Below are 14,961 nucleotides of genomic sequence, written 5' to 3'. Positions count from 1 at the left end.
CGTGAACTGCCAGATCTTCGATGCCTCGCGAGGTGCGCACCGAAATTGTCGGCCCTGTAGTCCATGATCAGTGACGCATGTGTCCCTCGCGTTGTCCAAGGAGTGCCATGGATGCTACCGACGACGTCGGATGGTGGATCGTCGGCTATGACGGGTGGACAGATCTCGACCTGATCCGTGAGCGGCTCGCCGCGGGCGCGGATCCCAACTCCGGCGTGCGCATCTTTGACAAGCCGCTGCATGTCGCGGCTGAACAGGGATCGCCTGAGGTGGTCGCCGAGCTGGCCACGCGTGTCGACGACGTCGACGCCGAGCATCGAGGCCGTACGGCGCTCTGGATGGCCGTCTTCGAAGGCCGCGTAGACAACGCCCGAGTCCTCGTCTCCGCTGGAGCAGACCCGTGGCGCCCCATGATGGACGGCTGGTCCCCCGGCCGCCTCAGCCTGGCCGGCCCCACTCCCGACCTCTTCCCCGCCCCCTCACCGGAGATCGGTCTCTCCGAGGCCGAGGCCGCCACCACGGCGGAAGCCAAACGTCTGATCCCCGCGCTGGGAGACTTCTACTACGACGGCCTGAGCCTGGCCTGCGTAGCCGACGTCAGCGCAGCCGAGGCGGCAGCGCGCCTGGAAGCCACTCCTGCCGACGACGTGAACATCGACGCCCTGTACGAGGCCTGGTATAACGTCCCGGACGCCGACCGGATCGTCGGCATCACCGACGTGCCCGGCGGCTGCGTCATCACCCAACCCTGGGGATACACCCCCGACACACCCGGCCTCGGCAAGCGCGTTTCGCTGGGCACGGTCTGCTACAGCATGTACTCCAATCCCAAGGGCGGCATCAGCGGACACGTCGCCCGAGACCGCACGGTCTCAGCTTGGGAGACGCATACCGCCTACATGACTCCCCCTGATGCCCCTGCTGAGGAGATCCTCGCCGCCTACCTCTACCGCAACCACCCTCCAGCGTTTTGCTGCGCCGGTGCAGACCTACACCTGGCCGACGCCCGGCCGATCACCGGCCTACCTGGCGCCTGGCTGCAACTGCCCGAGCGGGACTACTGGGCCTGACGTATGAAGTAGAAGCGATGCAAGACCCGATTCCAACCAATCGGGCCGTTGCCCACATGCGAAGCAGATCAACTTCGAACCGGTGACACCCTTCGATGCGAACCCCGGTGCGACGTGCTGCTCCTGATCGCCGGATGCCATCTGGTGCTGTCAGGTGCCGCAATGGTGATGTCCGCTAGTCTCGTCTGCGCTCCCGTGTTAGCGGGTCCGCTGATTTTTCGCTGACTCCGGACTACGCTCGCCCGCCTCGCCTGAGAGTTATCGTGCATCCATGCGCTCAACAGATGGCCGAGTTGGACGCTCTGCTCGCGCCCGCCTGACTCCGCTTTATGGCGAAGAAGTCGACACGGCGTTCGACTGCCTTCGCCCTTGGTCAGCTACGAGCGCCAACCCGAACCCAGTCGATTCTCGGGCAGCGGCACCGTCACCATACGGCCCCGAGAGAATGACTAAGCACTGAACAACGAGAAACCCGTTACTGCTTCCACCTAACAAGGATTGGACCGCTGCTTATAGTGACCAGCGGTTAGGTATCACGACCCAGACGTCATCCGTAGTATTGCGTAGTTACGCTGTCGATAGTCTCATACTCTTCCGAGCGCCAACTAAATCCGCCGTCAATCGCTCGATGCTGTGGCGCCGCTTCACCGAAGCCCTCCGCCGCCGCGTCGCCCGCATCGAGCCGCCCGGGACCACCGGCTCTACGCCCTGTACGTCCTGGCGCTCTGCCTCGGCCTGCGCCGTGGGGAACTTCTCGGGCTCCGCTGGACGGATATCGACCTTGAGGCCGGCAAGGTGGAAGTGGTTCAAAGCCTCCAGCGGGTCGGGGGGGCGCCTCCAGTTCGTCCGACCCAAGACTTCCGACTCGGAGCGAACGGTTCCGCTGCCGCCCATCTGTGTGGAGGCCCTGAGGGAGCACCGAAGGAAGCTGTTCGCCGAACGCTCCGACCGCGGGGAGGAGTGGACGGAACACGGCCTCGTCTTCCCCTCCCACTGCGGTACCCCGATGGAGCCGGACAACCTACGGCGAAGTTGGGGAGCCATCCGGAAGGCCGCCGGCCTCGGCGAGATGAGATTTCACGACCTCCGCCACACCTGCGTGACACTCCTGCTCAACCTCGGAGTCCCGCCCCGCGTCGTCCGCGCCATCGTCGGCCACAGCGACATCGAGGTCACCATGACCATCTACGCCCACGCCTCCCTCGACGACAAGCGCAACGCACTCCGGAAGCTCGGAGACACGCTCAAGTAGCATCCCGTCATCCTGCCAGCGCCCCAATTCGGAAACCGATTGAGGCGCTGAGTGCGTTTGCTCCACACTCAGCCTCATGGATTTCGAAACGGCCGACTGGATCACACCCTGGCCGAACACAAAGAGCAATCTACGCGCGATAGGGGACGAATCCATGGTTGCCTACCCGACGTGGCGGCGCTCGCCTGAAGATCCATGGTTCGGATATGTGGACGGTTACCGTCTGGCTGCCCAGGCGATCATTGATAGGGCCATAGCCGAAGGCACGGATCACGACTCCTTGATCTTCCCGTTCCTCATGTGTTGGCGGCACTACGTCGAGATCCGTCTCAAGTCTCTGATCAATCTGATACAGCACGGCCTTGGACTTGAGATCGACATCCCCGGCACCCACAGTCTGGCCAAGTTGTGGGAGAAAGCTGAGAGTCTGATCGTTGAGACGAGCGCCTTCGAGGACGATCAGTCGACCCGGCATGTCAGACGGTTGATACTCCAACTCCACGCGCTGGATGCCACAGCCCAGGAGGCTCGGTACCGATCACAACCAAGGGTCTGCCCACCTTCGACAAGGTGGACAGGCTCGATATGCGCGCCATCCATCTAGCCATGGAAGGTGTAGCCAATTACCTCACCGGTACGGACGTGGGGCTGACGGAACACTTCAGGTACCGCCAAGAACTCGCTGAGGAGTACCGCTACGACTGGTGACGTTGCTGTCACTGTTGCTGTCAGAGGAGATCAAAAAGCCCCGAACGGTAATCCGCTCGGGGCGTTTAGGCTGTTCAAGGGTGGTGGTCAGGGGCAGGGTCGAACTGCCGACCTTCCGCTTTTCAGGTGTAGCAGTCACCCAGCTCGCCGTCGTTGGCCTGTGCGTGGAAGGTGGTCGGTGGTGCCCAGAGCGTGCTACTGGTGGCCGACGTTGCCGTCAGCGTTGCCGTCACCTCCGCCCGGCCGTCCCGGGCGGCAAGGACCGATGGGAGGAGCCACGGCAGCAATGCGTTCAGCCCCATAGGATGCGGTCCGAAGGCAGCAACGGTCACGGCCTCTCGCAGAGAGCAGGTCTTCCGGTCCGGAGGGCACGGAAGCCTATCATCTTCTACTCCATCAGCTTCAACGCTGGAAGCCTCTCGACTGTCTTAATGGTTTCCATACTGACAGTGACGATGCGCTTAAGCAGGTCAACGATATAGCGGGGATCGGCGATCTCGGCCGACCAGAGGTTGGGATCGTTGACGATACCGCTTGCCTTATCCACTTTTACCTGATAGCGGTCCATAATCCACTCGATAGCGGATCGCGAGCCGAGCATGTAATCGTATGCCTCAACTGGGATTCCAGCGAGCGTTACATTGTTGTTGTAGATAATAGTCGTCTTGTCGACACTCTTACCCCGTTTTCCGAAAACCATCTTTTTCACTCGATAGAATTCTTCAGGCGAAATCCCGTTATTCAACTTCAAGGCTTCGTGAAGCGGGTACGGCTCGACACTTTCATAGTCGATGTGCAGATTAGCGAGCTGGCGCCCGGCCGCGACATAGGCTTTAAAATCTTCTACGGTAGCAACTTTGGGAATGCGCGGAAGAGTTTTCCTCAGGTTGGCAGCGAACTCCATTCGATAGTCGGAAGAGTGGAGCAGTGCGTATATGTAGTGAAAGATATCGTCCTTGCTGATTTCCGGACCATAAGTGGCTCGATAATCGGACAGGATTGCGTCCGTGATGTTGTCGATGCGCTGATATTCGGGATTGCTCTCGTCGCTGAAGAGGTCTGCCTCGCCCGTCATTTTCTCATACACGTAGCGAGGAAAGAGCTGTCCGGCGTCCATAAACATTCCGATGTCCGGAATCCCGTTTACTGCGATCAACGAAAACGGCGTTCTCGGGGTTGGCGCCAGGATATATATACCGACATTCGCGATATCCGGCTCGGGAAAGATCCGAGGAATCTGCCCAGCGGCATCTGACAGATCGCGATCAAAGTAGACATACTGCTTAGTAAAAGGCCTATAGATGGCGACCCTCATGGCGTCTTCGCGCGCCGAGTAGCGAATCCCTTGTGCTAGCCGAGCCAAATCGCTCCGATTCCAGTTTATTTTGAGCGGATCGCGGTCGATGAAATCGTCTACATGCGTCCTAGAATCGGTTATTCCCTTGCTGGAACAGAACCGGACGAAGTCTTCGACTTGCGAATTATAGAAGGAGATCATGCGATGTGCATTATGTTCAGCGGTGGATCTAGAGTAGTTATAGAGCCAGGCATCTCGATTCGTCTTGAGTCCACTTGAATAGACACGAAAGACTGTAAGCGGCGCCGATCCAGTCTTGACGGCGATGGGAGTAAATCCATCGAAGGATGCATTACGCTGGTTGATCCAGTCGCCTTCAGGGTTAGGCACGATCGGTTGCCACTGGATGCCGTCGAGCACGCTGTCCGCGATAATTTGGAGTTTCTGCTCCCTGGTCAGGTAGTCACCAATGTCGCGGTAGAAAATCTGTGCATTCGTGACCGGCTCTGGCTTCTTTACAAGAAGCAGGATGGCCACTGTACTGCGACTTCCCTGACCGAAAATCTTTCCACCCTCCTTGCGGGAGAGCTCGCCGGCGGTTCGTTGGTTGCCTCGAAGATTGAAGCAATAGATAGTGTGGAACTCTTTGAAGAGGGATTTACGAAGGCCGTCGGCGGTGTTGGCGTCAATGTATCCGCCGTTGGTTACATAGCAGATCACACCCCCGTTTTCGGAGGCGTTAATACGGTTCGAAGCCCAACGGATGGCGCGAATATATGAATCGTAGAGCGAGTTTTTCAAGGTTGCGGTGGACTGTGCCGCATAAGTGTCTGCGATTGAGGCGTCTAGGGTGGGGTACTTCTGGTTTTGGTTACCGTCGTTCTGACTGGTCTGCCCGGCGGAGTAGGGCGGATTGCCAATGATAACCCTGATGTCTAAACTCTTCTGGTGAGCAACCCGTTCGTTGTTCTGTGGAAATATCAGCTCGTCCATCGAGTCGTCGGCTTCAGACATTTGAAATGTGTCGGTTAGGACGATGCCATTGAAAGGGATATAGTCTCCCCCTGCAATTCCGTGATACGTGGCCTCAATGTTGATCGCAGCGATGTAGTATGCCAGCAGAAGGATCTCGTTAGCGTGTAGCTCATTTGTATACTTGCGAAGCAAGTCATCAGGGCGAATGAGCCCGCTTTGGAGTAGCCGGACGATAAAAGTTCCAGTTCCTGTAAATGGGTCCAGAACATGTACGCCGTGATTGCTGAGCGAGGCGCCGAACTCGGCCCGGAGTACGGACTCGACACTGCGGATGATAAAGTCGACGATCTCTACCGGCGTGTAGACGATTCCAAGGGACTCAGCAGCGCGAGGGAAGGCGATCTTAAAGAATTTCTCATACAGCTCGGTGATGATCTTCTGCTTGCCCTCGGCGTTATCGATACCCTCGGCACGTACGCGGACGCTATCGTAAAACTTTTCGAGCGTCTCCGCCTCTTGGTCAAGGTTCTGCTCGTCAAGCGCATCCAACATCCCTTGCATGACCTGAGAGACCGGGTTGTGCTCCGCGAAGGAGTAGCCCTCGAACAGAGCGTCGAACACCGGCCTTGTGATCAGATGCTGCGCCAGCATGTCGATAGCGTCGCTGGGCATGATGCCATCGTTGAGGTTAGCGCGGAGTCCTTCGAGAAACCTCTCAAAGGTTCCTGCAACCTCGAGAGAGGGATCGGAGAGCAACGCCTTGATGCGCGTGGTATGGCGTTCTGCGATAACGGAAACGTCTTTCGCCCAGTCCTCCCAGTAACGCCTGTCGCCGACTTTCTTGACGATCTTGGCATATATAGCATCGCGCCACTCGTCGAGCGGGAAGCTAAGGGTGTCCTGCACCCAAGTCTTGCTAGCATCGGTTGGTGCTCCGCCGCCCTGCTCGCCCTCGAAACCGCTAACGCCAATGACCTGAAGCTTTTCCGTCTTGCTCTTGTTCAGCTCAATCCGGTTGATCATCGCGTTGAAACGCTCGTCATGAGCACGCAGTGCCCGGAGCACCTGCCAAACAACCTTGTACTTCTCGTTATTGGCAAGCGCCTGCTCTGGTGTCATGTCGGCTGGAATGCCGATCGGCAGGATCACGTATCCATACTGCTTGCCTGGTGCCTTGCGCATGACGCGGCCCACTGACTGCACCACGTCGACGACGGAGTTACGGGGGTTCAGGAAGATCACCGCGTCTAGCGCTGGGACGTCCACACCTTCGGCCAGGCAGCGCGCGTTGGAGAGGATTCGACAGTGATCGGGCTCCAGGGGGGCCTTGAGCCAATCGAGCCGCTCGCTGCGGCGCAACACGTTGAAGGTACCGTCAACGTGATCTGCCTCGCAGCGTAGCGGCCGGTCCTGAGCTGTCGGGTCGTCAGTGTCGTCGTCTGCGGCGGGATCGTGGGAGTCCACGTACTCATCCACGATGCGGGTGAAAAGCCGGGCGAACTTCCGGGAGTCCTCGATAGAGCGGGCGAACGCCACAGCTCGACTCATGGGGCTTGGATCAGGGCCGAAACCTGATTCGGCTCTCCCCCGCTTGGCCAGACCGTTCCAGCAGCCTACGATCTTCGCGGCATCGTCAATTCTGAGCTCGTTGTTCTCATCGGCCAACTGTGCTTGGAAGGTCGCGCTAACCGCCTGCTCGTCAACCGCGAGCACCAGCACCTTGTAGTCGGTGAGCAGGCCTTTGTTGACGGCTTCGCCGAAGCCCAGACGGTGGAACTCTGGCCCGTAGAGGGCCTCGTCGTCCATGGACGCGAGCACCGCGGAGCCGTCTTCGGCCTGGGACCTGCTGTTGTCGTCGTAGATACGTGGTGTGGCGGTCATGTATAGGCGCTTGGCGCCCATCACGTATTGCTGGTCGTGGACTCTGACGAAATTTGACTCGTTCTGGCCGGCCAGGGTGACACCAGTGGTGCGGTGCGCCTCATCGCAGATGATCAGGTCGAACTCTTCCAAGCCCCTGCGCTGGGCCTCGGCGATGACCGGCAGCGACTGGTAGGTAGAGAAGACTACCGTGATCTTCTCCGCGTCGTCTCCGCCCGTGATCCTGGCGTACAGCTTGCCGGCGTCGGTAGTGGCGGGGAAGGCAAGATCGTAAGGGGAGATGTCTTCGTTGTCGGTGCGCTTGCCCGCTTTGGTGTCTGAGCACACGGCGAACGGCCGCAGCGGTACCTCGGCCTCTGCTGTCCATTCTTTGAGCGTCTGGGAAAGTAGGGAGATGGAGGGGACCAGTAGCAGGACAGTGCCGCCTGGCGCCACCATATCCTCGGCGATACGTAGCGCTGTCAAGGTCTTTCCGGTGCCGCACGCCATGATGAGCTTGCCCCGGTCATGAGCTGTAAAGCCCTCGCGTACCTTGGCCAGCGCCGTCCTCTGGTGGTCGCGCAGGACTTTCTTGTCCTTGAGCTCCATCACCTCGGGGGTGCGAAGGCTGAAGTTCGACCAATCGATGCTCGACTCGTCGAGATCCTGCACGCGGAGCCGTGTTACTGGGATCTGCTGACCATGCAAGGCGTCCTCAGCGTGGACGCTCCACTTGTCAGTCGTGGATACGATCAAGCGTGCGGTGAACTCTTCCTTGCCAGACGCGGTGAAGAACGAGTCGATGTCGGTCTTCTGGAGTGTGTGAGTCGGCGCATAGAACTTGCACTGGATGGCAGTCAGGCCGCCGGTCTCTCGCTCCTCGGCTACAAGGTCGATTCCCGTATCCGGCTTGCCGTGCCGTCCTGGCCAATCGCTCCAGAGCCAGACGTTGCTGAACCTGTCAGACCATGAGACATCCGTGCGCAGGTAGGCAGCAATAAGCCGCTCGAACTTCTCTCCCTTATCTCGCTCATCGGTGGCCGAGACGTACAGCTCCCTGAGGATGTCATGGATGGTCATCGCCACTTCTTGGCTCCCGCTCTTGTACGTCCCTACCCGCGCTGTGTAGGTCAGATTAGAGGAGTTGTCCTCCATGTGTTGCCCGGAAACCACTTGCTGCCGCGGGCGGCGCAACCACCTCAGGGGTCATCTCCTCGTCGGGCAAGCGTAGCCATGCCGGGCCGGACGCCTGGGGTCAAGCCGTCGTTCGCGTGTACATGCCTCCCGGTGACCTTCCTCCCCTGCTGGTTGTCCTGCCCGCACTCGACGGCTTGACCTTGGGCGGCTGGTCTGGCATCCCTTCGGGGGCCGGCGAGGAGATGACCACCGTCCCACCCGCACTGTCCCGGCTCATCTCCGAGACCTCCCACGGGGGTTGGCTGTCAAGCGCATCTCCGTCGGAGGGCCGGGGGTGCAGGGGGCGGAGCCCCCTGCGATGGTGGTGACGTCATGGTTTAGCGCGTTTGGTCGGCAGCCATGACGTCAGGAGCGGCGCCAAGGCGTTGACCAGCGGGTCGCCGAAGATGCACAGGGTCTGTTCCCACGGGTGGCCGAAGGTGCCGGTGGTCATGTCCTCAGACAGGAAGACGTAGTAGTCCCCGTTGGGGAAGATCTCCACTGGCCAGCCTGGTTCGGGATCGAGGGCCTGACGGTGGGGCCAAAACCACCAGCTGGGGTGCTGCCAGTCGAGCACGAGCAGCCGTTGTGAGGCGGGCAAGGCGCGGGTCATGGCGAGCAGGCCGAGCGCGTTGATGGCGTCTACGGCGGCGGCGAACTGGGCCGGCCCGCCGGCGAAGATGGGGGCCAGGTCGACGGTCACCGACGGGATCGGCTCGTTGATCGCGGCTTGGTCGTTCTGCTCGTAGCCGGGCCGGAAGCTGAACCGGGCGTCGAAGGGCGCCCAGAAGTCCTCGTAGCGTTCCGGCTCGATCTGCTGCCAGGCGGGGGCGGTCACGAGGTGACCGTAAGCGATGGGTGCCGGCGGGTCCGGGGCGAGACCTGCTCGTGCCGGTGGTTGTGGCCAGAGGGGAAGGCGGTGGCTTCGTCGTAGGTCTGGCCGGTGGTCAGGCAGTGGTGGACGATGCCGAGCATGCGGTTGAACAGGTTACGTTGCGCTGCGGCGTGGCGGTCGCCGTATTCACGTCGTCGCCGGTAGTGGGCGAGCGCGCCGGGTGAGGTGGTCAGGAGGCAGAAGGCCCACTGGTAGCCGAGGGAGGCCAGGCGCTGGTTCTTGGCCCGGCGGTTGAAGACGGCGTGGCTCTTGCCGGAGGCGCGGGTGACGGGGGCGCTGCCGGCGTAGCACTTCAGGGCGCGGGCGTCGGGGAAGCGGGAGCGGTCGTCGCCGAGTTCGCCCAGCAGGCGGGCGCCGAGCATGGTGCCCAGGCCGGGGAAGCTCGCGATGATCGGTGCGTCGGGGTGCTGTTCGAACGCCTCGACGGTGGCGGCGGTGAGTTCGTCGCAGCTGGTGATGGTGGCGTTGAACTGGTGTAGCAGGGCCAGTGCTTGCTGGCCGAACGCCCGTTCGACCGCTGGTGGCTGGCGCATCTGCGGGGCCTGGAACAGCTCATGCAGGCGTTGGGCGGTCCTGGTGATGTAGCGCTGCCGTCCGGCTTTGATGAGCAGGTCGGCGATCTGCTCGGGGGTCAAGGCTGCGGCGGTGGCCGGGTCGGGTGCGGCTTCCAGCAGCGTGCGGGGGACGGCACCGGCCAGGCCTTCGTCGGTCTTGCCGAACGCCTGCAAGAACGCGGGGAAGTACTCGCGCAGCAGGCTGCGTAGCCGCAGCAGGAGTTGGGTGCGGTCCCACACGGCGTCTTGCTGGGCGCGGGCCAGGACACGGATCGCCTGGAGCTGCTCGGAGTCGTCGGGAAGCTGTCGGTGCGCGGCGGCGTCCGTGCGCAGGATGTTGGCCAGCAGCATCGCGTCCCCCGCGTCGGACTTCTTACGCGCCATCGAGTAGCGCTCGCGGTAGCGGGCGACCGCGAGCGGGTTGATCGCGTATACCGGGCGGCCGGTCGCGCGCAGGCAGGCCACCAGCAGCCCGCGTGAGGTTTCGATGGCGACCGGGATCGGATCGTCAGGCGTGTCGCCGTGCTGGGCCAGCAGCGTCAGCAGGGCGGTGAAGCCTGCAGCGTCGTCGCTGATGCGTAACTTGGCCACGCGCGTGCCCGCGGCGTCGACCAACGCGACGTCGTGATGGTTCTCGGCCCAGTCGATCCCGCAGGTGATGTCCAACTTCTCCCCTTCTACTCGCGTAACTGCTGGTCGAAGCCGTACGGGGCACGCGTCGTCCTAATAGCAGGGCTCTTGGCCCGACCTCCCACAAGCCGTTCGTGACCCCAGCAGACCGCAGGGTCCCCCGTTTCGATTAAGAGCTCATCGGCTCACGGAACGGCAGAGGTAGCCCTGCGGGCGGCTCCGGACACGAACTTCCACCACAACCAACGGTGATCGCTAGGGGTTATGGGACGGACGCGCTGCAGTCTCAGAGAAGGGTTCCAACCCCGGGAGGGCCGTAGGCGTCGATACCCGCCCACTCCTTCCTAGCGATCACCGTTAGCCCCTCTATTAGGAGGGCCGGGGGTGCAGGGGGCGGAGCCCCTTGCGGCACTTCCCTCCGGACGTCTCGGCGAGTTGGACCGCGTCGCCCTGGTCGTCGTCCTGGCCGCGGTGCTCTTCGATCGTCTGGCGTCTCGCCTCGATGGTTGGGAGCGCGTGGGCGGCGCCGGCCGGGACCGGCCGGAGAGCCGCAGCCCGGCCGGCTGGCCGACTGGCGCGCGACGCGGGCCGCCGTAGGCGGGCCGCTTTAACGACGTAGAGAAAGTACTCATCCACCACGGCTGGCATCGGGCGACGAGACGCAGCGCGTTGATTCGCTACGGTTGAACGGGCCGGTGAGGAGTTTACGATCGCAATCAGTCTGCAGCTACCTGCCGGAGGGGCTGGCCGCCGTGTGCGGCCAAGAGCCGGCTGCGGATGGTGAACCCAGGTAAGCCTGCCGTGCTGGCTCCCCTAACCGGCTCCCGGCTGAGCGCCGGCCGCCTGCCGGGCGGGCATCTGACCCCCACCCACTACATCGGAAGGACATCCGCGATGCTCGACTTCGAGGCGACCGCCGGCCGCGTGCCGCTTGACGCCCTCGCCGTCCCCCGCAGGTCGGGCACCGAGCCTTTCACACTGGCCGGAGCGGCGGCTGGTGCCGTCCTGACGGACTTCTGGGCGTGGGCGTGCTCCGACGTGATGAGCAATAGGCTGCGCGGTGTCCTCGCCGAGTACATTGTCGCGTTGGCCATGGGTGCTGGCGATGGTGTCCGCACGGAGTGGGACGCAGTCGACCTGCGGCTGCCTGGCGGGCTGGACATCGAGGTCAAGTCGGCGGCTTACATGCAGTCGTGGAGTCAGCAGCGGCCGTCACGCATCGAGTTCAATGTCGCCCCCACCAAGGGTTGGGATGCCCGGACGGACTCCGTCGCGGCCGTGGCACTCCGACCGAGCCGCGTTTACGTCTTCTGCCTCCTCCACCACACCGACAAGGCGACAGTCGACCCGCTCGACCTGGACCAGTGGGAGTTCTACGTCACGCCGACCGCGGCGCTGGACGCGGCGTTGGGCACCCAGGCGCGAGTGTCACTGGCGCGACTGCGGACCATCACCCCAACCTCCGTGACGTTCGGCGAGCTCGAAGCCCGCATCACTGAGTGCGCCGCGACGCCGACCTGACCCGTACCGTATTTCCGGTCGAAACACAGCGGGACGACCCGCACCGCATCTAGTCGTCCACCTCGTCGGATGGGCTGACGATGGAGCCTTTGCCCGGCTTGGTGGTGATCAAGCCTTGCTCCCGGAGGGCCTCCATCGCCTTGCGAACGGTGACGCGGGCTACGTCGAACTCCTCCTGAAGCTTCACTTCGGAGATCAGCGACAGGGGCGGGTAGGTGCCGTCCTTGATTCGCTCGGCAACGGTATTGGCTATCTGCTCCCACTTGTAGAGCCTGGGGTCCCACTCGATCACAGGACGACCCTAGGTATGCCCCTACCTGCGAACATAGAACAGCAATTCCTAGGAATGGTGTAGACAGGTTAAGACAGGTTGGCCTACTCTCGGCTCATGGCGACAGTGGGCTACGACCTCGACGAGGTCCGGAACACCTTCCCTGCGTGGGCGGTCTTCTGTAGTGACGCGGGCTCCTTCTACGCCACCCGGCGCGGCGAGCGGCTCTCGGCTGAGCAGCTCACAGCGGGTCTGGAACAGACCATATGCGCGGACGATCTGCCGTCGTTCGTGAGCTTGTTGCGTGAGCAGGAGTCCCGGCGGGCGTGCTCGTGACCAAGTCCCTACGTCTGCCGCCTGAGTATCACGGCATCCATCCCGCGGCGGCCCAGGAGGGCCACGAGGAGGTGGTCTGGCACAAGTGCCAGCCTCGCGTCAGCAGGGTCCGCGTCCGCAGGCACACCTGTGGGTGCAAACCGCTGATGTTCGAGCTGTGCCAGGCGGGTGGGTTGCTGTTCGTCCGGCGCACCGAGAACCGCACGACCGTCACCGAGACGGAGTGGCTCCGTGCCGCCCTTGCTGAGCAGCTCTGGCACAAGATCCTTTTAGGCCAGGCGAGATGACCCCCATGTCGGTCGAGTCGGGGAGGAGGTAAGGCACGCCGGAGATACGGCGTGACCGACTAGCCGGCGCCTTCCCCCGTGGCGGCGTTTCGCGTCAGCCGTACGACTGTCAGTGACAACTTCATCACTGCCGTTTCCGCAGGTCAGGTCATGGCCTGCGGTTCGGCGCGCGCACTGACTGGCAGTTTTTCTGCCAGTGACGTACTTCACTCGCCTTATCGTCAAGTCAGATCGACGAGAAGGAGGGTGGAGACGTGGCAACCGAGCACATGACCACGGGCCAGCGGATCGCGCGGGCTCGTCATCGGAAGGGCTGGGATCAGGCGACGCTGGCCGAGAAGATCGGCCGTTCGGTGTCGTGGCTGTCCAAGGTCGAAAACGGCCGTCTCCCCCTCGACCGTATGAGCGTCGTGGGTCAGGTCGCCGAAGCGCTCGGCGTCGAGATCTCCGAACTCACCGGGCAGCCGTACCGGCACGAGACGGCCGAGCTGGACTCGGGCCACTCGGCGATTCCGGGACTTCGGCTCGCGCTTCAGCAGGCAACCATTCCCAACGGGGCGGCGCTACTGGGTAACCGGGAACCGCGGGGCCTGGACGAGTTGGAGGCGAACGTTCGGCTTGCCGAGCGGCTGCGCCAGGACGCGAAGTTCACCGCTCTGGGTGAGGTGCTCCCGAGCATCATCACCGACCTGTTGGTCATCGCCTCCGGCTCCTCGCCGGACCGTGACCGGGCTGAGGCGTTGATGCTGCGCGCATGCCACATGGCACGCGTGTCCGCGAACCTGCTCGGGCATCACGACCTGGGGTGGACGGCCGTTCAGCGGGAACTCGTCGCCGCGCAGCAGGTCGGCTCCCCTGAGCTCGTGGCGGCGGCCTCGTGGGATCTGTGCGGGGTGTGGTTGCACGAGGCGTCGATTGACTCGGCGAAGAACGCGGCCCTGGTCGCGCTCGATCAGCTTGAGCCTCATCTCGGATCGGGCGGCGAAACCCTGCGGGCGCTGTGGGGAGCGCTTCATTTGCGGGCGGCCGTCGCCTACTCCCGGTTGTGGTCTCAGGTCGACGCCGAGAGCCACTTGGAGGAGGCGCGGCGGATAGCCGAGGTCCTGCCGGCCAACGGGAACGTCTTCCAGACCCAGTTCAACCGGGTCAACACCACCATTCACGCCGTTGAGATCAGCATGGAGCTGGGGCGGCCTCGTGAAGTGATCACGCGGGCAGAACATGTAGAGATCGCCGAGATTGCCTCGTCTGAGAGGCAGGCGCATTACTGGACCTGCACAGCAGCGGGTTACCACATGAACCGCAAGGAGAACGAGGCGGTGGACGCGCTTCTTCGCGCGGATCGCATAGCTCCTCAGCACGTCCGTAACCGCCCTCTGGTCCGCAACCTGGTGCGTGACCTTCGTGACAGCGGTAAGCATCGGCGCCAGCGTGAGGTTTCCGGCCTCGCTCAGGCGATGCGGCTTGCCTGATCAAAGCTCAACGGTGGGCCTGTCCGCGCAAGGCTCCCCCATCCATCAAGGTTGCCCGGGGCGCGCCCGTGCCCTGCCGTAGCGATTGGGGTAGTACCCGTGGATCTCAGTGAGATCGAGCGCCAGGTCTTGTTGCGGGAGCTGGCCGAAATCTCGATGGAACTCGTCGACCTCCAGCACCGGGCCGCGCGGCTCAGCGCTCGGGTTGGCGAGGCTGCGAGCGAGACTCTAGGTCGTCCAGCCTAGAGCCGAGCTTACGCATGTGCTCGCGGATCTCTTGGAGCTGCTCGGAGAGGATCCGGAACTCGTCACTCGGGCCTTCGGGCCGGCTGTCGGCGTCGCCTGCGGGCTGGCCGATCACGAAACTTCCCGCCCCCTGGCGGGTCTCGATTAGGCCGTCATCGCGAAGAACGGCGAGGGCGTTGCTGATCGTCATCATGGCGACGCCGTACCGCTCGGCCAGCTCGCGGGCTACCGGGAGCTGCTCGCCCACGGCGTACCGGCCAGCCGCGATTTCGCGGCGGATGTCATCGGCGATCCGTAGATAGGGCCGTCGCCGGTCGGTACTGGCCATAACACCACAGTAGCGGTTCTAGGCATCTAGGTCTCTGGGCAACTTGTAACGAACTCGCGAACCAACTTGGCCGAGTCGCTTTA

General features: G+C 62.7%; 13 protein-coding genes. 7 read left to right on the top strand and 6 right to left on the bottom strand.

The features are described from left to right. Window positions 1-107 precede the first annotated feature (107 nt). Together IL992_RS17065 and IL992_RS17060 are read left to right on the top strand one after the other, a co-directional pair. On the top strand, window positions 108-1,070 hold the full coding sequence (locus IL992_RS17065; RefSeq protein WP_193204320.1) for an ankyrin repeat domain-containing protein: 963 nt from the start codon (window positions 108-110) through the stop codon (window positions 1,068-1,070). A gap of 628 nt (window positions 1,071-1,698) precedes the next feature. Next, window positions 1,699-2,322: a tyrosine-type recombinase/integrase gene (locus IL992_RS17060; protein WP_226873155.1), complete on the top strand. Its 624-nt coding sequence runs from the start codon at window positions 1,699-1,701 to the stop codon at window positions 2,320-2,322. A gap of 130 nt (window positions 2,323-2,452) precedes the next feature. Here IL992_RS17060 and IL992_RS17055 read toward each other — a convergent pair whose 3' ends face one another. Next, window positions 2,453-2,824 (bottom strand): hypothetical protein, encoded by a 372-nt coding sequence (locus IL992_RS17055; RefSeq protein ID WP_193204319.1) that lies wholly within the window; start codon window positions 2,822-2,824, stop codon window positions 2,453-2,455. 68 nt (window positions 2,825-2,892) lie between these two features. Between IL992_RS17055 and IL992_RS17050 the strand changes: the two genes are divergently transcribed. Further along, window positions 2,893-3,030, top strand: a complete 138-nt coding sequence (locus IL992_RS17050) for a hypothetical protein (RefSeq protein ID WP_193204318.1) — start codon at window positions 2,893-2,895, stop codon at window positions 3,028-3,030. Between the two features lie 388 nt (window positions 3,031-3,418). On the opposite strand, the gene IL992_RS17045 is transcribed toward IL992_RS17050, so the two are convergent. From IL992_RS17045 to IL992_RS17035, 3 genes are all read right to left on the bottom strand, one after another. Next, window positions 3,419-8,242: a DEAD/DEAH box helicase gene (locus tag IL992_RS17045; RefSeq protein ID WP_193204317.1), complete on the bottom strand. Its 4,824-nt coding sequence runs from the start codon at window positions 8,240-8,242 to the stop codon at window positions 3,419-3,421. Window positions 8,243-8,669: 427 nt separating this feature from the next. Next, entirely contained in the window at window positions 8,670-9,176 is a 507-nt protein-coding gene (locus tag IL992_RS17040) for a DUF2716 domain-containing protein (RefSeq protein ID WP_193204316.1), read from the bottom strand. Next, window positions 9,173-10,453: an IS110 family RNA-guided transposase gene (locus IL992_RS17035; protein WP_226873153.1), complete on the bottom strand. Its 1,281-nt coding sequence runs from the start codon at window positions 10,451-10,453 to the stop codon at window positions 9,173-9,175. The genes IL992_RS17040 and IL992_RS17035 overlap by 4 nt, the downstream gene beginning before the upstream one ends. Window positions 10,454-11,311: 858 nt before the next feature. Between IL992_RS17035 and IL992_RS17030 the strand changes: the two genes are divergently transcribed. Next, the gene (locus IL992_RS17030) at window positions 11,312-11,938 is read left to right on the top strand and encodes a hypothetical protein (RefSeq protein ID WP_193204315.1); all 627 of its coding nucleotides are present in this window, start codon (window positions 11,312-11,314) and stop codon (window positions 11,936-11,938) included. Between the two features lie 49 nt (window positions 11,939-11,987). Here the strand turns inward: IL992_RS17030 and IL992_RS46270 are convergent, their stop codons facing one another. Beyond that, window positions 11,988-12,230, bottom strand: a complete 243-nt coding sequence (locus tag IL992_RS46270) for a GntR family transcriptional regulator (RefSeq protein ID WP_193204314.1) — start codon at window positions 12,228-12,230, stop codon at window positions 11,988-11,990. Window positions 12,231-12,326: 96 nt separating this feature from the next. Here IL992_RS46270 and IL992_RS17020 point away from each other — a divergent pair, with 96 nt between their 5' ends. The 3 genes from IL992_RS17020 to IL992_RS17010 all read left to right on the top strand — a co-directional run bounded on the left by IL992_RS17020 (window position 12,327) and on the right by IL992_RS17010 (window position 14,304). Further along, on the top strand, window positions 12,327-12,545 hold the full coding sequence (locus tag IL992_RS17020) for a hypothetical protein (RefSeq protein ID WP_193204313.1): 219 nt from the start codon (window positions 12,327-12,329) through the stop codon (window positions 12,543-12,545). Beyond that, window positions 12,536-12,832, top strand: coding sequence for a hypothetical protein (locus IL992_RS17015; RefSeq protein WP_319018610.1), 297 nt, complete (start codon window positions 12,536-12,538; stop codon window positions 12,830-12,832). Before IL992_RS17020 ends, IL992_RS17015 begins: the two co-directional genes overlap by 10 nt. A gap of 254 nt (window positions 12,833-13,086) precedes the next feature. After that, window positions 13,087-14,304, top strand: a complete 1,218-nt coding sequence (locus IL992_RS17010) for a helix-turn-helix domain-containing protein (protein ID WP_193204312.1) — start codon at window positions 13,087-13,089, stop codon at window positions 14,302-14,304. A 193-nt stretch (window positions 14,305-14,497) separates the two neighbouring features. Here IL992_RS17010 and IL992_RS17005 read toward each other — a convergent pair whose 3' ends face one another. Further along, complete coding sequence (locus tag IL992_RS17005) at window positions 14,498-14,878, bottom strand: GntR family transcriptional regulator (RefSeq protein ID WP_193204311.1); 381 nt, start codon at window positions 14,876-14,878, stop codon at window positions 14,498-14,500. Between the last annotated feature and the right edge of the window lie 83 nt (window positions 14,879-14,961).

It is taken from the genome of Microbispora sitophila, assembly GCF_014892245.1.
In the GTDB taxonomy this organism is placed as follows: Bacteria; Actinomycetota; Actinomycetes; order Streptosporangiales; family Streptosporangiaceae; genus Microbispora; species Microbispora siamensis.
Note: the sequence above shows the minus strand (reverse complement) of the source record. Positions and strands in the feature narration are given on the sequence as shown.